We start from the raw sequence: 18458 nt of genomic DNA on the forward strand, positions 1-18458 counted from the left end.
GTGGGTCAGTCGCGGGAGAGCTCGGCCTCTGCTTCCGCCAGCGCCGCGAACTCCTCCTCCGGGGCGGAGGCCACCAGGTGGTGCCGACTGTAGAACGCGAAGTAGGCGAGGGCGACGGCGTACACGGCCAGGGCGATGAATGCCGCGTCCTTGTCCACCAGGAAGGTGGCGACCAGGGCCGAGAGGGCGAGGACGAAGGCCACCGTGGAGGTCACGATGCCGCCCGGAGTGCGGTACGGGCGCTCCAGGCCGGGCTCGCGGCGCCGCAGCACGATGTGGGAGAGGGCCATCAGGGCGTAGGAGATGGTCGCGCCGAAGACCGCCATGTTCAGCATGCGTGGGCCGTTGCCGGTGGCGGCGGCCAGGGCGAAACCGATGGCGCCGGGGATGAGCAGGCCCAGGTACGGGGCCTTGCGCTTCGAGGTCAGGGACAGGAAGCGCGGGAGGTAGCCCGCCCGGGAGAGGGCGAACAGCTGGCGGGAGCCGGCGTAGATGAGGGAGAAGAAGGAGGCCACCAGGCCGGCCAGGCCCGCGTAGTTGACGAAGGTCTTCAGCCAGGAGAGGTTCGGGTCGCCCTCCAGGGCCACGACCAGCGGGTTGCCGGCGTCCTTGATGGCGTCGGCTCCGCGCGCACCGGTCGAGGCGAGGAAGGTGACCAGGGCCAGGAGGACGAGGATGCCCATGGAGATCGACAGGGCTCGGGGTACCGAGCGGACCGGGTCCTTGGCCTCCTCGGCGGCCAGCGGCACGCCCTCGACCCCGAGGAAGAACCACATGCCGAAGGGGAAGGCGGCCCAGATGCCGAGGATGCCCAGCGGCAGCCAGGAGCTCGCGCCGGTGGCGGTGGTGTCGACGGCGATGTTGTCGAGGTTGGCGGGGTCGAACTGGGTGAACGCGCCGACGGCGAAGACGATCAGTGCGATCACGGCGATGGCGGTGACGATCAGGGAGAAGCTGAGGGCTTCGCCCACGCCCCAGAGGTGGATGCCGATGAAGACGACGAAGCAGGCGAGGTAGACCGGCCAGCCCGAGGTGAGGCCGAAGAGGTTGAGCGACTCCACGTAGTCGCCGATGAAGATGGCGATGGCGGCCGGGGCGAGGATGTACTCGATGAGGATCGCGGTACCGGTGAGGAAGCCGCCCCAGGTGCCGAGCGCCCGGCGGGCGAAGCCGTATCCGCCGCCCGCGGTGGGCAGGATCGCCGACAGTTCGGCGAGGGAGTAGACCAGGCACGCGTACATCGCGCCCATCAGGACGGTGGCGATGGCGAGGCCGCCGAAACCGCCCTGGGCGAGGCCGATGTTCCAGCCGGAGAAATCGCCGGAGACCACGTACGCGACGCCGAGACCGGTCAGCAGCAGCCAGCCGGCGCTGCCGCGGCGCAGGGTGCGGCGCTCCAGGTAGCCGTCGGTGCCGTTCTCGGGGGACGGGGTGGGTTGGGGCACGGCTGCCAGCCGTGCGCCGGTGTCGTCGGCCATGTGCGCTCCTGCCTAGGGCAATGGTTGTGGGGCGTACCTTTGCCGCTCGGGCGTGGCGGGCGCAAGACCCCTGCGTTAAACGGGGGTTACGAAAGCCTCTCGGTCGGGGCGGGGCGGGGCGGGGCGGGGCGGGGCGAGGCGGGTCAGTGCGGGGCGGGCGGGCCGGGCCGGGTCCGGTTCAGGTCAGGAACCCCCGCAGCAGCGCGGCCGTGCCGCAGCAGTGCTCGCGCATCACCTCGCGGGCCGCCTCCGGGTCCCGGTCCAGCACCGCCTCCACCAGCGTGCTGTGCTGCTGCTGCGAGTGCTCCAGGTTGCGCACCAGCAGCGGGATGCAGTCCAGCAGGTCGTTCACGGTGGCCCGGACGGCCGCGTACTGGGCCGTCAGGGTGGCGGATCCGGCGAGTTCGCACAGGGTGAGGTGGAAGAGCGTGTCCTGGCGGCGGTAGTCGGGCAGCGGGGCGTCGTGGGTGGCGGTCAGCGCGCCGAGCAGCCGGTCGGTGTCCCGCTCGGACAGCCCCTGGGAGGCGCACAGGCCGGCCGCGCCCACCTCCAGGACCTCGCGGAAGCGCAGGACGTCCTCGATGTCCACGCCCGCGACCCGGCGCCGCAGCTCCTCCTCGGTGCCCCCGGCCGGCGTGTCGGGACGGGGCAGGACAAACGTTCCGCCGTACCGTCCGCGCCGGGCCTCCACCAGGCCCTGGTCCTGGAGTACCTTCAGCACCTCGCGGAGCGTCACCCGGCTGATCCCCATCCGCTCGGCCAACTCGCGCTCCGGCGGCAGTCGTTCCCCGCCCGGTACCAGTCCGAGCCGGACCACCTGGAGGATCTGCTCCAGCGCCTCCTCGAAACCGTTGCCCGCCCGCACCTGTCGCAGTACGGGATTGAGCCGCCGCGCGGCCTCGTCCTCGCTCGTCGTATCGGTCATCTCGCCTCCTCCCCTTCCCAAGCAATGGTTCTATTCAATACCTTAGGCCCCCTCGGCTCACCGAAGGAGAGAATCCCGTGGTAGACCGCAAGCCGCCGCTTTCGCCCGAGGAGCTCCGCGCTCTCGTCGCCAGCGGTGAAATCGACACAGTGGTCCTGGCCTTCCCCGACATGCAGGGGCGCCTCCAGGGCAAGCGGTTCGCCGCACAGTTCTTCCTCGACGAGGTCCTCCGGCACGGCACCGAGGGCTGCAACTACCTCCTCGCCGTCGACACGGAGATGAACACCGTCGACGGGTACGAGATGTCCTCCTGGGACCGGGGCTACGGCGACTTCGCCATGCACCCCGACCTCGCCACCCTGCGCCGGATCCCCTGGAACCCGGGCAGCGCCTTCGTCCTCGCCGACCTCGCCTGGAACGACGGCTCGCCCGTGGTCGCCGCGCCCCGGCAGATCCTGCGCCGCCAGCTCGAACGCCTCGGCGAGCTCGGGTACACCGCGATGGTGGGCACCGAGCTGGAGTTCATGGTCTTCCTGGACACCTACGAGCAGGCCTGGAACTCCGACTACCGCGGCCTGACCCCCGCCAACCAGTACAACACCGACTACTCCATCCTCGGGACCGGCCGCGTCGAGCCCCTGCTGCGCCGCATCCGCAACGAGATGCAGGCCGCCGGCCTGGTCGTGGAGTCGGCCAAGGGCGAGTGCAACCTCGGCCAGCACGAGATCGTCTTCCGCTACGACGAGGCGCTGACCACCTGTGACCAGCACTCCGTCTACAAGACGGGCGCCAAGGAGATCGCCGCGCAGGAGGGCGTCTCGCTCACCTTCATGGCCAAGTACGACGAGCGCGAGGGCAATTCCTGTCACATCCACCTCTCGCTCAACGACGCCGACGGACGCAACGCGATGGCCGGTGAGGGGCCGGACGCGCACGACCACGACGGTATGTCCCCCGTGATGCGCCACTTCCTGGCCGGCCAGCTCGCCGCGCTGCGCGACTTCTCCCTTCTCTACGCCCCCAACATCAACTCCTACAAGCGTTTCCGGCCGGGATCCTTCGCGCCGACCGCCGTCGCCTGGGGCGTGGACAACCGGACCTGCGCGCTCCGGGTGGTCGGCCACGGCCGCTCCATGCGCTTCGAGAACCGCCTGCCCGGCGGCGACGTCAACCCGTACCTCGCCGTCTCCGGCCTGGTCGCGGCCGGGATCTACGGCATCGAGAACCGCCTGGAGCTGCCCGAGCCCTGCGCCGGCAACGCCTACACGGCCGACTTCGCGCACGTTCCCACCACCTTGCGCGAGGCCGCCGAGCTCTGGGAGAACAGCGAGATCGCCAAGGCCGCCTTCGGCCCCGAGGTCGTCGCCCACTACCGGAACATGGCCCGCGTCGAACTGGACGCGTACGACTCCGCCGTGACCGACTGGGAACTGCGCCGCTCCTTCGAACGCCTCTAGGAGCCCGGGAGCCGGCCCGGGAGCCGCCCCGCGGTCCCCGCGCACCCCCTTTACCGGAACCACCGCACCCACCGCACCCGAACGTCTGAAAGGCCACCACGTGTCCGATGCGCTGGAAGTCTTGAATCCGGCCACCGAGGAACTCGTCGCCGTCGTCCCGGCCGCCACACGGGACGACGTCGACGCCGCCGTCGTACGGGCCACCGCCGCCCAGCGGGCCTGGGCGGCGGCCGCGCCCGCCGACCGGGCCAGGCTGCTGCGCCGCTTCGCCGCGGTCATCGACGGGCACATCGAGGAACTGGCCCTGCTGGAGGTCCGCGAGGCGGGCCACACCATCGGCAACGCCCGCTGGGAAGCCGGCAACGTCCGTGACGTGCTCGACTTCGCCGCCGGGGGAGTGGAACGGCTCTCCGGCCGCCAGATCCCCGTCGCGGGCGGCATCGACGTCACGTTCCTCGAACCCCTCGGCGTCATCGGCGTGATCGCGCCCTGGAACTTCCCCATGCCGATCGCCGCCTGGGGCCTGGCCCCGGCGCTGGCCGCGGGCAACGCGGTCATCCTCAAGCCCGCCGAGACCACCCCGCTCACCGCGCTGCGCCTCGCCGAGCTCGCCCTGGAGGCCGGACTCCCCGAGCACCTGTTCCAGGTGCTGCCCGGCCGGGGCGAGGTGGCGGGCGACGCCCTCGTCGAGCACCCGGGGGTGGCCAAGATCGTGTTCACCGGCTCAACCCGGATCGGCAAGCGGATCATGGCCAAGTGCGCCGACCGGGTGAAGCGCCTCACCCTCGAACTCGGCGGCAAGAACCCCAACATCGTCTTCGCCGACGCCGACCTGGAGGCGGCGGCGGCCTCGGCCCCGATGTCCTTCCTGGACAACACCGGGCAGGACTGCTGCGCCCGCACGCGGATCCTCGTACAGCGCTCCGCCTACGACCGGTTCATGGAGCTGCTCGCCCCCGCCGTCGAGAAGGTGGTCGTCGGGGACCCGTACGACGAGAACACGCAGCTCGGGCCGCTGATCTCGCGGGTGCAGCTGGACCGCGTACGGTCCTACGTCACCGATGACCTCACGGTCGTCCGGGGCACCGCCCCCGAGGGCCCCGGCTTCTGGTACCCCCCGACCCTCGTCACCGGCGTCGACCCCACCGCCGCCATCGCCACCGAGGAGGTCTTCGGACCGGTCGCCGTCGTCCTGCCCTTCGAGGACGAGGAGGACGCCGTACGCCTGGCCAACGCCACCGACTACGGCCTCGCCGGCTCCCTGTGGACCCGCGACGTGGGCCGCGCGCTGCGCGTCTCGCGCGCCGTCGCCGCGGGCAACCTGTCGGTCAACTCCCACAGCAGCGTCCGCTACTGGACCCCCTTCGGCGGCTACAAGCAGTCCGGACTCGGGCGCGAGCTCGGACCCGACTCCCTCACCGCTTTCACCGAGACCAAGAACGTCTTCATCAGCACGGAGGCCTGAACAGCATGAGCACTGAGTCCACCGAAGAGATCGTCTGCCGCCGCCTGGTCGGACGCACCGCCGTCATCACCGGAGCCGGCAGCGGCATCGGCCTCGCCACCGCCCGCCGGCTGGCCTCGGAAGGCGCCAACGTCGTCTGCGGCGACATCGACGAGACCGCGGGCAAGGCCGCCGCCGAGGAGGTCGGCGGCACCTTCGTCAAGGTCGACGTCACCAGCCCGGAGGAGGTCGAGGCCCTGTTCAGGACGGCCTTCGACACCTACGGCTCCGTGGACATCGCCTTCAACAACGCCGGCATCTCGCCCCCGGACGACGACTCGATCCTCACCACCGGCCTGGAGGCCTGGAAGCGGGTCCAGGACGTCAACCTGACCTCCGTCTACCTCTGCTGCAAGGCCGCCCTGCCCTACATGCAGCGCCAGGGCCGCGGTTCCATCATCAACACCGCCTCCTTCGTGGCCCGGATGGGCGCCGCCACCTCGCAGATCTCCTACACCGCCTCCAAGGGCGGCGTGCTCGCCATGTCCCGCGAGCTCGGCGTGCAGTTCGCCCGCGAGGGCATCCGCGTCAACGCCCTCTGCCCGGGGCCGGTCAACACCCCGCTCCTGCAGGAGCTGTTCGCCAAGGACCCGGAGCGCGCCGCCCGCCGGATCGTGCACATCCCGCTGGGCCGGTTCGCCGAGCCCACCGAGATCGCCGCCGCCGTCGCCTTCCTCGCGAGCGACGACTCCTCCTTCATCAACGCCACCGACTTCCTGGTCGACGGCGGCATCTCCGGCGCGTACGTCACTCCTCTCTAGACGTTCACCTCCCCACCACCCACCCGACAGCCGGGCGTCGCACGACGCCCGGCTGTCGTGCTCTACCGTCCGCGACGATCGTCCGCGACGATCTTGAAGAAGAACCAGGAGAACCCAGCTCAGTGACCCGACCCAGTTCCGCGCGGCGGCTCCAGGCCGTCTGCGCCGCCGTCGCGATAGCCGCCGGCACCCTCGTGGCCGCCGCCCCCGCCGCCCCCGCCGCCCAGGCGGCCCGCCCCGGCCACTGCACCACCCCACAGCTCAAAGCTGCCTGGTACGGGGACAACCAGGCCCGGCTGCAGCAGCTCATCGAGGACTACGGCAGCTGCAACCCGTACCGGCCGAACCGCAACAAGCCCGTCGCCGTCTTCGACTGGGACAACACCGTCGTCAAGAACGACGTGGGCGACGCGCAGATGTTCTGGCTGCTGCGCAACGGCAAGATCCGCCAGCCCGCCGGGGGCGACTGGAGCGGCACCAGCCGCTTCCTGACCCCGGCCGCCGCCCAGGCCCTGGCCGAGGCCTGCGGCGCCCTCGCGAAGCCCGGCGCCCCGCTGCCCACCGGAACCCCCGAGGGAGCCGGCTGCGCCGACGAGATCAACGCCGTCTACGGCACCGCCGCCACCCGCGCGGCCGCCCCCGCCTTCGCCGGCTGGGACCGCCGTACGACCGAGCCCGCCTACGCCTGGCTGCCGCAGCTCATGCAGGGCTGGACCGCGCGCGAGATCCGCGGCTTCACCGCCGCCGCACGGGCCGAGAACCTGGCCGCCCCGGTCGACGCCAAGCAGCAGGTCGGCTCCACCACCGCCACCGGCTGGGTGCGCTACTACGACCAGCAGAAGGAGCTCGTCGCCGCTCTGCAGAAGGCCGGCTTCGACGTCTGGATCAGCTCGGCCTCGCCGCAGCCGGTCGTCGAGGTGTGGGCCGAGGGCGTGGGCATCGACGCCCGGCACGTCATCGGCATCCGCAACACCACCACGTACGGCGGGAAGTTCACCTCCCACCTGCAGGGCTGCGGGTCCGTCGCGGACGGCGCCGACACGATGATCACGTACATCGACGGCAAGCGCTGCTGGATCAACAAGGAGATCTTCGGGGTCCGCGGCGCCGCGGCCGAGAAGGTCCAGCCGGCCGCCCGCCGCCAGGTGTTCGCCGCGGGCGACTCCGACACCGACATCTCGTTCCTGCGCGACGCGACCGTGCTGCGGCTCGTCGTGAACCGCAACAAGAACGAGCTGATGTGCCGCGCCTACGACAACAGCGACGGCAAGTGGATCGTGAACCCGATGTTCATCCAGCCCAAGAAGCAGAAGGCCGCGCCGTACCCGTGCGCGACCACCGGCTTCACCGGCCGTGACGGCACCCCGGGGCCCGTGCTCCGGGGTGACACCAGCGTCATCCCGGACCAGACGGACTCCGTGTTCTAGGACCCGGCCCCTAGAGGAAGGTGCGGCCCTCGCCCCGGTAGGTCGGGGCGGTGGCCGTCACCCGGTCGCCTTCGACCAGGTGCAAGGTGTCGAAGCGCTCGCACAGTTCACCGGCCTTCGCGTGCCGGAACCAGACCCGGTCGCCGATCAGCAGATCGTCGGCCGGGCTGCCGAGCAGCGGGGTCTGCACCTCGCCGGCCCCCTCCTGCGGGTCGTAGCGCAGCCCCTCGGGGAGGTACGGGACCGGCAGCCGGTCCGCGCCGGGCGCGCCGGAGGCCGGGTACCCGCCGCCGAGCACCGTGACCACCCCGACGCCGGGGCGGCGGACCACCGGCTGGGCGAAGAGCGCCGCGGGGCGGCCGGTGAACGAGGTGTAGTTGTCGAACAGCCGCGGCACGTAGAGCCCCGACCCGGCGGCGATCTCCGTGACCGCGTCCTCGGCTGCGGTCTGCTGGACGCTGCCGGTGCCGCCTCCGTTGACGAACTCCAGGTCCGGCACGACCGCGCGCACGGCCCGTACCGCCTCGGCCCGCCGGGCGGCCAGCTCCTTGCGGGCCGCGCCCTGCATCAGCCGGATGGCGCGCGACCTCAGCGGACGGCCCGCGAGCGCGTCGCCGACCCCGGCCACGTGGCCCTCGTAGCCCATCAGCCCGACCACCCGGAAGCCGGGCCGGGCGCTCACCGCGCGGGCCAGCTCGGCGAGCTGCGCGGGCTCGCGCAGCGGGGAGCGGCGGGCGCCGACGCGCACCCTGCCCCCGAAGAGCTGCAGGGCCGTGTCCAGTTCCAGGCAGACCCGGATCTCCTGGGCGCCGCCGTCGCGGGCCCGGTCCACCAGCTCCAGCTGCGCGAGGTCGTCGACCATCACGGTGACCGCACCGGCCAGCTTCGGATCCGCGGCGAGCTCGGCGAAGCCGGCCCGGTCGGCGGACGGGTAGGCGAGCAGGACGTCCTCGAAGCCCGAGCGGGCCAGCCAGATCGACTCGGCGAGGGTGTAGGACATGATCCCGGCGAACCCGGGCCGTGCGAGGACCCGTTCGAGCAGCGCGCGGCACCGTACGGACTTGCTCGCCACCCGGACCGGCTTCCCGCCGGCGCGACGCACGAGATCGTCGGCGTTCGCGTCGAACGCCTCCAGATCCACGAGGGCGAGCGGAGCGTCGAGATGGGCGGTGGCCCGGTCGTAACGGGCCCGGTCGGCGGCGGGGGAGTTCATGGGCGGCAGCCTGCCAGATGGGTGTACTCGTGGGTAGGGGGTTCGCGGAGCCCGCGGGACCCCCGGCCAGGTCAGAGGCCGGGGAGGCCGCCGGGGTCACGGATCGGTTTCGACCGCCCGATGACCCTTTGTGAGGGGGAGGCGGCCGTTCGGACGTGTGCAACGTCGCTCCTCCCCGGTCGGCATTCCGGCCCTGACGGGCGCGTAAAGTGAGGGCAGGCAGCCGACGGGAACGGGGGGCTGAGCCGCCGGATGAGTACGTCCACACCGCACGGCGGGGTCCTGACCGCGCCCGACCGCGACCCGGCACCGCCACGGCGGCGCCGCGGAACGGTCCTCGCCGCCGCCCTGTGCGGCCTCCTCGGCATCGGTCTCACCGGTGCGGCCGGATACAAGGCCGTCACCGACCACCGGGCCGCACAGCGGACCCTGACCCCCGAAGCCGCCTACCGCAAGGCCGCGTCCCTCTGGCACAGCACCCCCGTGGACACCCTGTTCCCGCCCGTCCTCGACGGCCAGGGCGCCGGGCCGGGCGGCGCCGACCGCACGTGGACCCGGATAGCCCCCGCCGCCGACGCCGCCTGCACCGAGGCGCTCGCCGCCGACTGGCAGGCGCTGTTCGCCGCAACCGGGTGCACCCGCGTGCTCCGCGCGACCTACACCGACGCCACCCGCAGCTCCCTCGTCACCGTCGGCATGGTCTTCACCCCCGCGGACGCCACCGTCATGGACTCGCTGCGCGGCCGCCTGACCGCCCCGACCGGCTACGGGTTCCCCGACAACCGCCGCGCCGCCTGGACCGCCTCCGTGCTCGCGGAGGCCCCGGTCGTCGTCTACGCCGTCTCCGCCTTCGCCGACGGCCGCCGCCTCGGTGCGCCCAGCCCCGCCGAGGACAAGATGGCCGAGGACGCCAGGGGACGCGTGGCCAAGGCGGGCCTCGGCCACGAGGCCAAGGCCGTCGCCGACCTGATCGAACGGACCCTGCGCGGCCTCGCGGTCTCCCCGCAGGGCCGGCCGGTCCCGCAGACGTCACCGACGTCACCGACGTCACAAGATCCGCAGGCATCGGACCCGCAGACACCACAGGCCCCGACGGCGACCCGGGAGGCCGCTCGATGACCCGCCGCGCCCTGCTCCCGGCCGCCCTCGCGCTCGGAGCCCTGTTCGTCGTCACCGCCGCGCCGCCGGCCGCCGCCGACGCCATCCGCGACCGCCAGTGGGGGCTGACGGCCCTGCGCGCCGAGGAGGCCTGGGGCACCACCAAGGGCGACGGGGTCACCGTGGCCGTCCTCGACACCGGGGTCGACCCGACCCACCCCGACCTGGTCGGCCAGGTCCTGGAGGGCGCCGACCTCGTCGGCATGGGCGCCGGACGCGGCGACGGGGCCTGGGCCCGCCACGGCACCGCCATGGCGGGGATCATCGCCGGGCACGGCCACGGCTCCCTCGGCCTCGGAGGCGTCCTCGGCATCGCCCCCCAGGCGAAGATCCTCCCGGTCCGGGTGATCCTGGAGGAGAAGGACCCCAAGCGGGACCAGGCCCGGGAGAACAAGGGCGGCGCCCTCGCCGAGGGCATCCGCTGGGCCGCCGACCACGGCGCCGACGTGATCAACCTCTCGCTCGGCGACGACAGCAGCTCCGCCCACCACGAGGCCGCCGAGGACGAGGCCGTCCAGTACGCCCTGGGCAAGGGCGTGGTCGTCGTCGCCTCCGCAGGCAACGGCGGCGAGGACGGCGACCGCATCTCGTACCCGGCCGCCTACCCCGGGGTCATCGCCGTCACGGCCGTCGACCGCAAGAACAAGAAGGCGCCCTTCTCCACCCGCAACTGGTACGCCACCGTCAGCGCCCCGGGCGTCGACGTGGTCATCGCCGACCCCAACCGCTCCTACTACGAGGGCTGGGGCACCAGTGCCGCCTCCGCCTTCGTCTCCGGCGCCGTCGCCCTGCTCAAGGCCGCCCACCCCGACCTGTCCCCGGCGCAGATCAAGAACCTGCTGGAGGACACCGCCTCCGGCTCCCCGCCCGGCGGCCGCGACGACTCCCGCGGCTTCGGCCTGGTGGACCCGGCCGCCGCCCTGCAGGCCGCGGACGGGATGGCCCCCGAACCGGTGCTGCCCGTACCCGTCGCGGCCGCGAGCCCCTACTTCGGTGCCGGCCCCGACCCGGTGCCCGCCCCCGGGCCCTGGGCCCGCTTCGGAGCCCCGGCGGGCGTGGCCGGCGGGCTGGTCCTGCTCGTGGCGGCCGGCGTACTGGCCCGGCGGCACCGGGCCGGACGGCAGGATCCCTACGCGGGATAGGCTCGGGGAACTGTGGCGAACAAAAACATCCCCGACCCCGGTTTCTCCGACGACGACGGCTCCGCCGATCCCCGGCTGAGCGCGGCCCTGGCCGCCTGGGCCGTGGACAGAGCCAAGGAGCCGGAGGTACTGGCGGCCCTCAGGGACGCCCGCCTGCTGGTTCCCGTCGTCGCGGTCCTCGGCGAGGTCGAGACCGACCCCGAGACCGGACTCAAGCGCGAGAAGACCAGCGACATGGCCGTCCCGACCCTGCGGGCGGGGGACCGGCGGGCCCTGCCCGCCTTCACCTCCATCGCCTCGCTGGCCCTGTGGGACCCGGCCGCCCGCCCGGTGGCGGTACCGCTGCACCAGGCGCTGGCCGCCGCCGCGCACGAGAAGGCCGACACCATCGTCCTCGACCTGTCCGGACCGGTCCCGTACCAGCTCGCGGGCCCCGCGCTGCTCGCGCTCGCCGAGGGCCGTACGGACGCCGGTCCGCTCGCCGACCCCGCCGTGCGCGAGGCCGTACGGGCCGTCGTGACCGCAGAACCGGCCGTACTCGGCGCCCACCTGGGCCCGGGCGGCGCGGACGCCGACGGAACCCTGGCCATCGTGCTGGCGGCCGGCCCGCAGGCCGCGGCGGCGGCCCGCCGGGTGGCCGAGGCCCTGGCGGCCGACGAGACCCTGCGCGCACGCCTCGTGGGCGGACTGGACCTGGCGCTGCTCCCCGAGGGGGCCCCGGTCCCGCCGGGCGAGCCGCTCTTCACGCGCTGACCCCACGGGCCGACCCCACGGCTGACCCCACGCGCCGGCCCCCGGAACGCAGAAGGGCGCCTCCCGGCATCGGGACGCCGTTGGTTAATTCCGTCCCGCTGGATCTTTATCCAGTGGGGCGGAGTGCTGCGAAGGGGGGTGTCCGGGTCGGTGCGAGGGGGCGGCCGGTGAGCCAGGCGTCGAGCCGGGCGAAGTTCATGGCCGCTGCGGTCAGCTGGTGCTGCAGCCGGGTCTTCACGAGGCCGCGGTAGCGGGCTCTGCGCAGGCCGAAGGCATGCACGCCTTGGGCGATGGTGCCTTCGACGCCCGCGCGGTGGCCGTAGCGGCGTTGCCACTCGGGGCTCTGCTGGTCGATCCGTGCCTGGGCCAGGGCCTCGTGTTCTCCACGAGGGCGGAATGTGATCTCGCGTTTCGGTGCCCGGGTGCACTGCGGCTTGGAAGGACAGGGGCGGCAGTCCGCCGGCGCGAAGCGGGCGTAGAAGACCGGGCCTTCGGTGCGGTGCGTCTGTCGGCCCCACTGCTTGCTGATCTTGCCGTTCGGGCAGATCGCCCGCTGGTTGTCCCAGTCGACGGTGAAGGCGTCGATGGAGAAGCCGGTGCCGGCTTTCGCCTGCCAGCCGGTGTTCGTCTTCACCGGTCCGACCAGGTTGATGCCGTGGTCGTGCAGTGCGGTCGCCAGGTTGTTGGCGTCGACGTATCCGGCGTCGACCAGATGAATGTCCGGGGTCCGGCCGCGGGCGGCGAGCTCGTTGTGGATGACCGGGGTCATTTCCATGTCGGATACCGACGCGACGGTGGTCTCGACGTTCGTGACCAGGTGCGGGGCGTCGGGTTCGCAGGTCTCGGTGAGGTGCACCTTGAACCCGTCCCAGGCCCGGTCGACCTTCGCCCCGGTGCGGGCGTCCAGGTCATATGGGGTGCAGTAACGCATCCGGCCCGGCGGTAAGTTCTTCGGCTCCCGCCACTTCACGACGCCGTCGACATGCTGGAACTGCTGCACCCACACCCGGCGCAAAAGCTCCACCTGCGGCAGCATCCGCAGTGCGGGCGGTGCGGCCGGGGACCACAGGGCCGTCAGGAGGGTCATGCCGTCGGCGCCTGTCTGGTCTCCGTGCTCGATGCGGGCCGCCCACCGGCTGGGGAACAGGCGGTCCTCCGGGCGGGAGCTGTAGCGGTCGAACCACTCCGGCTCGACGAGGGCGGACAGCCAGTCACCGGCGGCCTGGGCGATCTCGTTCAGCGCGGCCCGCAGAGTCTCCACTACCTGTTCCAGGCGGTTCAGGGCGTGCGTCGCGGCGAGCACGTGAGTGGAGTCGGTGCGCTGGCGCCCAGCGGTCTTCAACAGCCCCGCACTGCCGGCAGCCTCCAGCACCGCGTCGAACACCGCCCGGCCTGCCTCGCCGTCAGCCAGCCGGGTGCGGAACTCGCTGAGTACGGAGAAGTCGAACCCGGTGTCGTCCAGCTCCAGGGCCAGGGCGAACTTCCAGTCGATGCGCGAGCGCACCGCGTGAGCTGCTTGCCGGTCCGTCAGCCCTTCCACGAACTGCAGAACCGACACCAGCGCGAGCCTCGCAGGCGAGAGCGCCGGACGCCCCCGGGACGGAAACAGGCCGGCGAAGTCCGCGTCCTGGAACACCGGCCCCAGCGTGTCCCGCAGCCGCATCGCCAGGCACCCCTTGGGAAACACCGCCCGCGCCAGCCGCTCAGTCCCGGCCGGGACCTCTCCCAAAGACACCCCACGCAACGACACCGCACCCCACCCCAAACAAAACGTCGGTCCGTTCCACCTCAACGAGGTGGAACGGACCGACGTCACATATCAGGGCCAGCATTTACCAACAGCGTCCCGGCATCGGGAGGCGCCCTTCCTGCTGTTTCCGGAGTTACGCGTACACGGGACCCGTGAACTTCTCGCCCGGGCCCTGCCCCGGCTCGTCCTGCACCAGCGAGGCCTCGCGGAAGGCGAGCTGGAGGGACTTCAGGCCGTCGCGCAGCGGGGCGGCGTGGAAGGAGCTGATCTCGGTGGCGCTCGCGGTGACCAGCCCGGCCAGGGCGGTGATCAGCTTGCGGGCCTCGTCGAGGTCCTTGTACTCGGAGTCCGGCTTGTCCAGGCCCAGGTTGACCGCCGCCGCACTCAGCAGGTGGACGGCCACGGTGGTGATGACCTCGACGGCCGGCACGTCCGCGATGTCGCGGGTCAGGTCGTCGTAGTCGGGGGCTGCAGGAGATGCAGCGGATTCGGGCGTGGAACCGGAGGGTGTCGCGTCAGTCATGTGCCCCACGATATGCCGTGCGGCGGGCTTGCAACGCGGGTGCTAGTATGTACTTCGACCGGCCGGACACTTATGTGCCCGGCCCACAAGTGGAGGCTCCGATTCTCCCACCCAGCCGCCCTCACGGGAGGCGGGTCACCGGTCAGGTGGTATCCATCGTTCCGTACGGACGATGGAAAGCTGCCCGATTTTGCGCCCCGCGGTTCGCACGCGACGGTGCTCCGGTTGTATTGGAGCCCTCGTCTGTGCCCGGCGGGGCTTTTTTCATTCCCCGCCGCGGTCGGTCTGACGGAAAAACGTCAGCGGCTGCCCTCCAGGCAGCCGTGTGGTGCTACCGAGGAGGATCCATCAGCACCGAGCCCCGCATCAACGACCGGATTCGCGTTCCCGAGGTACGACTCGTCGGCCCGAGTGGCGAGCAGGTCGGCATCGTGCCGCTTGCCAAGGCGCTTGAGCTCGCGCAGGAGTACGACCTCGACCTGGTCGAGGTCGCGGCGTCCGCACGCCCGCCGGTCTGCAAGCTCATGGACTACGGCAAGTTCAAGTACGAGTCGGCCATGAAGGCCCGTGAGGCGCGCAAGAACCAGGCGCACACGGTCATCAAGGAAATGAAGCTCCGGCCGAAGATCGACCCGCACGACTATGACACCAAGAAGGGTCACGTCGTTCGGTTCCTCAAGCAGGGCGACAAGGTCAAGATCACGATCATGTTCCGTGGTCGCGAGCAGTCCAGGCCGGAACTCGGCTACCGACTGCTGCAGCGTCTCGCTTCGGACGTCGAGGAGCTCGGCTTCATCGAGTCGAACCCGAAGCAGGACGGCCGAAACATGATCATGGTTCTCGGTCCGCACAAGAAGAAGACCGAGGCGATGGCCGAAGCCCGCGAGGCGCAGGCCGCCCGCAAGGCCGAGCGCCAGGGTGTTGCGGTCAGCGACGAGAGTGGTGACGAGGCCCTGGCCGCCGACGCCGCGCTCGAGGCCGAGAACGCTGCACTCGAAGCCGAGGACGTGGACGCGGAGGACGCTTCCGACGAAGCGGACGAGGCGACCGACGCGGCCGAGGCCGGCACCGACGAGGCAGCCGCCTCGGACGAGGCCTCTGCCCAGGCCTGATTCCGAGGCAGCCCGTCTCGGATCACCGATACAACATGACGCTCCCGCGAGCCGGCCCCCACCAGGGCCGGTGGGGGCGCCACCGACGAGGAGATAACGGCGCTATGCCGAAGAACAAGACGCACTCCGGGACCAAGAAGCGCTTCAAGATCACCGGCTCCGGCAAGGTGCTCCGCGAGCGCGCCGGCAAGCGCCACCTGCTCGAGCACAAGTCGTCCCGTGTCACCCGCCGCCTGACCGGCACCGCGGAGATGGCCCCCGGCGACGCCGCGAAGATCAAGAAGCTTCTCGGCAAGTGACGTCCTCCGCTCCCCTTCCGGGAGCGGGAGCACGTCAAGACCGGGACCCCATCGAATTCGGGCCGTGTGAAGTCATCCACGGCCCCGCTACAAGGAGTACAAAGTGGCACGCGTCAAGCGGGCAGTAAACGCGCACAAGAAGCGCCGGGCAATCCTCGAGGCGGCCAAGGGCTACCGCGGTCAGCGTTCGCGCCTGTACCGCAAGGCCAAGGAGCAGGTCACCCACTCCCTGGTCTACAACTTCAACGACCGCAAGAAGCGCAAGGGTGACTTCCGTCGCCTCTGGATCCAGCGCATCAACGCGGCTGCCCGTCAGAACGGCATGACGTACAACCGCCTCATCCAGGGTCTGAACGCCGCCAACATCGAGGTGGACCGCAAGATCCTCGCCGAGCTGGCCGTCAACGACGCCAACGCGTTCGCCGCGCTGGTCGAGGTCGCGCAGAAGGCCCTCCCGGCCGACGTCAACGCCCCGAAGGTCGCTGCCTAAGCAGCACGCCCTCAAGGCTGCAGTAACTTGCCCGGACCCGCAGGCCTCGCGCCTGCGGGTCCGGTGCGTTGAGCACCGAGTTCGACCGAGTTCCACCCGCTGTACGTACGGAAGCGAGCCGACCGCCATGGGCACCCCCGCCGAGCTGATCTCCCCCCGGTCCACCCGGGTGGCCGCCGCCAGGCGTCTGGCGCGACGTAATTTCCGCACCAAGGAGCGCCGCTTCATCGCCGAGGGCCCGCAGGCCGTGCGCGAGGCCGTGGAACACCGCGGCGCCGACGGCGAGTCCACGCTGATCGAGCTGTTCGCGACCGTGGAGGCCGCCGAGCGCTACGCCGACATCGTCGACGCCGCGTACGCCGCCGGGGCCCGGGTCCACTACGCCTCCGACGAGGTGCTCGCGGAGGTCTCGCAGACGGTCACCCCGCAGGGCCTGGTCGGCGTCTGCCACTTCCTGGACTCGCCGTTCGAGGAGATCCTCAAGGCCCGGCCCAAGCTCGTCGCCGTCCTCGCGCACGTCCGCGACCCCGGCAACGCCGGTACGGTGCTGCGCTGCGCGGACGCCGCCGGAGCCGACGCGGTCGTGCTGACCGACGCCTCCGTGGACCTGTACAACCCCAAGTCGGTACGCGCCTCCGTGGGCTCCCTCTTCCACCTCCCGGTGGCCGTCGGCGTGCCCGTGGAGCAGGCCGTCGAGGGGCTGCGCGCGGCCGGCGTGCGGATCCTCGCCGCCGACGGGGCCGGCACGGACGACCTCGACGCCGAGCTCGACGCGGGCACCATGGGCACCCCCTCGGCCTGGATCTTCGGCAACGAGGCCTGGGGCCTGCCCGAGGAGACCAGGGCGCTCGCCGACGCGGTCGTACGGGTCCCGATCCACGGAAAGGCCGAGAGCCTGAACCTCGCCACGGCCGCCGCCGTGTGCCTGTACGCCTCCGCGCGTGCACAGCGGGCGCCCGGAGGGTGCCGCTCCGTGACCCCCAGCTAGTAATGTGGCGGCCCGGGGGGCCCACTGTGGTACTCGGAGATGTGGGGTACGGGGACATGACCGTCGGTACGAACAGCTCGCCAGGTGCCGCCAAGGCGGCCGGCGCACCGGTCCTGGCGACCGTGCCCCAGCTGGCCGCCCCCGCCGCCCGGGTGCCCGTGCAGCAGCCCCAGGGGGCCTCCGCCCCGCCCTCACCGGCCCGGAGCGCGCCCGTAGGCCACGTAGGCCCCGCAAGCCCAGTCGCAGAGGGGCCGGACGCCCCGGAGGACGCGGACGGGCACGGCGAGTACGCCGCGCTCGGGATCGACCCCGACGACCTGCCCGACGGGCTCGTCATCGCGGACGCCGCCGGCCGGGTCATCTGCTTCAACTCCGCCGCCGCCCGGATCACCGCCCTCGTGGCGGGCGAGGCCCTCGGCCTGGGCATCGAGCGCGCCCTCCCGCTGGAGGACCTCGAAGGCCGCCGCTGGTGGGCGCTGACGGACCCCTACGGAGGCCTCGCCACCCGGCGCGGACAGCCCGAGCGCAACCTGCTGCTCCCCGGCGGCCGCGAGGTGCTCGTCTCCGCCCGGTACGTGCGCACCCACCCCAAGGGCCCGGTGCGCCGGCTCGTGATCACCCTGCGGGGCACCGAGGCCCGGCGGCGCACCGAGCGCAGCCACGCCGAGCTGATCGCCACCGTCGCGCACGAACTGCGCTCCCCGCTCACCTCCGTGAAGGGGTTCACGGCGACCCTGCTCGCCAAGTGGGAGCGGTTCACCGACGACCAGAAGCGATTGATGCTGGAGACCGTCGACGCCGACGCGAACCGCGTCACCCGGCTCATCGCCGAGCTCCTGGACATCTCCCGCATCGACTCGGGCCGCCTGGAGGTGCGCCGCCAGCCGGTCGACATCTCCACGGCCGTGGGACGCCACGTCCAGGCGCTCACCGCGAACGGGCAGGCCCCGGAGCGGTTCCTGGTCAGTGTGAGCCGACCGCTGCCCGACTTGTGGGCGGACCCGGACAAAATCGACCAGATCCTCGGCAACCTGCTCGAAAATGCGGTGCGCCACGGCGAGGGAACCGTCACCATCGACGTGACGCCGACCAGCTTCGCGAACGCCGCGGGGAAGACCGAGAAGGGAACCGCCGTCACCGTGACCGATGAAGGCCCTGGTATCCCCGAAGAGTCGATGAAGCGCGTCTTCACCCGCTTCTGGCGGGGCAGCAAGCGCGGCGGCACGGGCCTGGGCCTCTACATCGTCAAGGGCATCGTCGAAGCCCACGGCGGCACGATCACGGTCGGCCGCGGCCCCGGCGGCGGCGCCGAGTTCCGATTTATCCTGCCCGTCGGCGCCCCGGCATACCTCACGCAGTAGACCTGCGGAGCGTCTCGCCAGGCGGCCCACGGGCTCCTTCACCCCCGGCGACCTTTAGACTCGACCTTTGGCACCTTTGTGTCCTAGTGCCGAGCGCGTCCTGCGCGTCGCGCGGGG

17 protein-coding genes are annotated in these 18458 nt (G+C 71.9%); 12 read left to right on the plus strand and 5 right to left on the minus strand.

All coding sequences use genetic code 11. The annotated features are described in order from the left end of the window. Positions 1-5 precede the first annotated feature (5 nt). Positions 6-1478 carry an ethanolamine permease gene (gene eat / locus OG898_RS23640; RefSeq protein ID WP_266959080.1) on the minus strand — a complete coding sequence of 491 codons (1473 nt, stop codon included), beginning with the start codon at positions 1476-1478 and terminating at the stop codon, positions 6-8. A 178-nt stretch (positions 1479-1656) separates the two neighbouring features. Continuing rightward, positions 1657-2403 carry a FadR/GntR family transcriptional regulator gene (locus tag OG898_RS23645; RefSeq protein WP_250740382.1) on the minus strand — a complete coding sequence of 249 codons (747 nt, stop codon included), beginning with the start codon at positions 2401-2403 and terminating at the stop codon, positions 1657-1659. 77 nt (positions 2404-2480) lie between these two features. Here OG898_RS23645 and OG898_RS23650 point away from each other — a divergent pair, with 77 nt between their 5' ends. From OG898_RS23650 to OG898_RS23665, 4 genes are all read left to right on the plus strand, one after another. Continuing rightward, on the plus strand, positions 2481-3860 hold the full coding sequence (locus OG898_RS23650) for a glutamine synthetase family protein (RefSeq protein ID WP_250740383.1): 1380 nt from the start codon (positions 2481-2483) through the stop codon (positions 3858-3860). Positions 3861-3960: 100 nt separating this feature from the next. Next, the gene (locus OG898_RS23655; protein ID WP_266959083.1) at positions 3961-5325 is read left to right on the plus strand and encodes an aldehyde dehydrogenase; all 1365 of its coding nucleotides are present in this window, start codon (positions 3961-3963) and stop codon (positions 5323-5325) included. A 5-nt stretch (positions 5326-5330) separates the two neighbouring features. Further along, on the plus strand, positions 5331-6125 hold the full coding sequence (locus tag OG898_RS23660) for a 3-oxoacyl-ACP reductase (RefSeq protein ID WP_250740385.1): 795 nt from the start codon (positions 5331-5333) through the stop codon (positions 6123-6125). Positions 6126-6247: 122 nt separating this feature from the next. Further along, the gene (locus OG898_RS23665; RefSeq protein WP_266959085.1) at positions 6248-7552 is read left to right on the plus strand and encodes a haloacid dehalogenase-like hydrolase; all 1305 of its coding nucleotides are present in this window, start codon (positions 6248-6250) and stop codon (positions 7550-7552) included. Positions 7553-7562: 10 nt separating this feature from the next. Here the strand turns inward: OG898_RS23665 and OG898_RS23670 are convergent, their stop codons facing one another. Next, on the minus strand, positions 7563-8765 hold the full coding sequence (locus OG898_RS23670; protein ID WP_250740387.1) for an amino acid deaminase/aldolase: 1203 nt from the start codon (positions 8763-8765) through the stop codon (positions 7563-7565). A gap of 252 nt (positions 8766-9017) precedes the next feature. Here OG898_RS23670 and OG898_RS23675 point away from each other — a divergent pair, with 252 nt between their 5' ends. Genes OG898_RS23675 through OG898_RS23685 form a run of 3 tightly spaced genes read left to right on the plus strand, consistent with a single transcriptional unit; the run spans position 9018 to position 11818 of the window. Further along, entirely contained in the window at positions 9018-9884 is an 867-nt protein-coding gene (locus tag OG898_RS23675) for a hypothetical protein (RefSeq protein ID WP_266959088.1), read from the plus strand. After that, positions 9881-11065 carry a type VII secretion-associated serine protease mycosin gene (gene mycP, locus OG898_RS23680; RefSeq protein WP_266959090.1) on the plus strand — a complete coding sequence of 395 codons (1185 nt, stop codon included), beginning with the start codon at positions 9881-9883 and terminating at the stop codon, positions 11063-11065. The genes OG898_RS23675 and mycP overlap by 4 nt, the downstream gene beginning before the upstream one ends. 12 nt (positions 11066-11077) lie before the next feature. Continuing rightward, positions 11078-11818: an SseB family protein gene (locus OG898_RS23685; protein ID WP_250740390.1), complete on the plus strand. Its 741-nt coding sequence runs from the start codon at positions 11078-11080 to the stop codon at positions 11816-11818. A gap of 106 nt (positions 11819-11924) precedes the next feature. Here OG898_RS23685 and OG898_RS23690 read toward each other — a convergent pair whose 3' ends face one another. Further along, on the minus strand, positions 11925-13568 hold the full coding sequence (locus OG898_RS23690) for an IS1182 family transposase (protein ID WP_266956795.1): 1644 nt from the start codon (positions 13566-13568) through the stop codon (positions 11925-11927). Between the two features lie 133 nt (positions 13569-13701). After that, entirely contained in the window at positions 13702-14091 is a 390-nt protein-coding gene (locus OG898_RS23695; RefSeq protein ID WP_250740391.1) for a DUF1844 domain-containing protein, read from the minus strand. A 323-nt stretch (positions 14092-14414) separates the two neighbouring features. On the opposite strand from OG898_RS23695, the gene infC reads away from it, so the two are divergent. The 5 genes from infC (at position 14415) to OG898_RS23720 (ending at position 18341) form a co-directional block, all read left to right on the plus strand. Beyond that, the gene (gene infC, locus OG898_RS23700; RefSeq protein WP_250740411.1) at positions 14415-15203 is read left to right on the plus strand and encodes a translation initiation factor IF-3; all 789 of its coding nucleotides are present in this window, start codon (positions 14415-14417) and stop codon (positions 15201-15203) included. Positions 15204-15307: 104 nt separating this feature from the next. After that, positions 15308-15502: a 50S ribosomal protein L35 gene (gene rpmI / locus OG898_RS23705; protein ID WP_030157249.1), complete on the plus strand. Its 195-nt coding sequence runs from the start codon at positions 15308-15310 to the stop codon at positions 15500-15502. A gap of 103 nt (positions 15503-15605) precedes the next feature. After that, positions 15606-15992: a 50S ribosomal protein L20 gene (gene rplT / locus OG898_RS23710; RefSeq protein ID WP_214948116.1), complete on the plus strand. Its 387-nt coding sequence runs from the start codon at positions 15606-15608 to the stop codon at positions 15990-15992. 127 nt (positions 15993-16119) lie between these two features. After that, entirely contained in the window at positions 16120-16980 is an 861-nt protein-coding gene (locus OG898_RS23715) for an RNA methyltransferase (protein WP_250740392.1), read from the plus strand. Positions 16981-17036: 56 nt separating this feature from the next. Further along, positions 17037-18341, plus strand: coding sequence for an ATP-binding protein (locus tag OG898_RS23720; protein WP_250740393.1), 1305 nt, complete (start codon positions 17037-17039; stop codon positions 18339-18341). Positions 18342-18458: the final 117 nt, after the last annotated feature.

Source organism: Streptomyces sp. NBC_00193, assembly GCF_026342735.1.
Classification (GTDB): Bacteria; Actinomycetota; Actinomycetes; order Streptomycetales; family Streptomycetaceae; genus Streptomyces; species Streptomyces stoeckheimensis.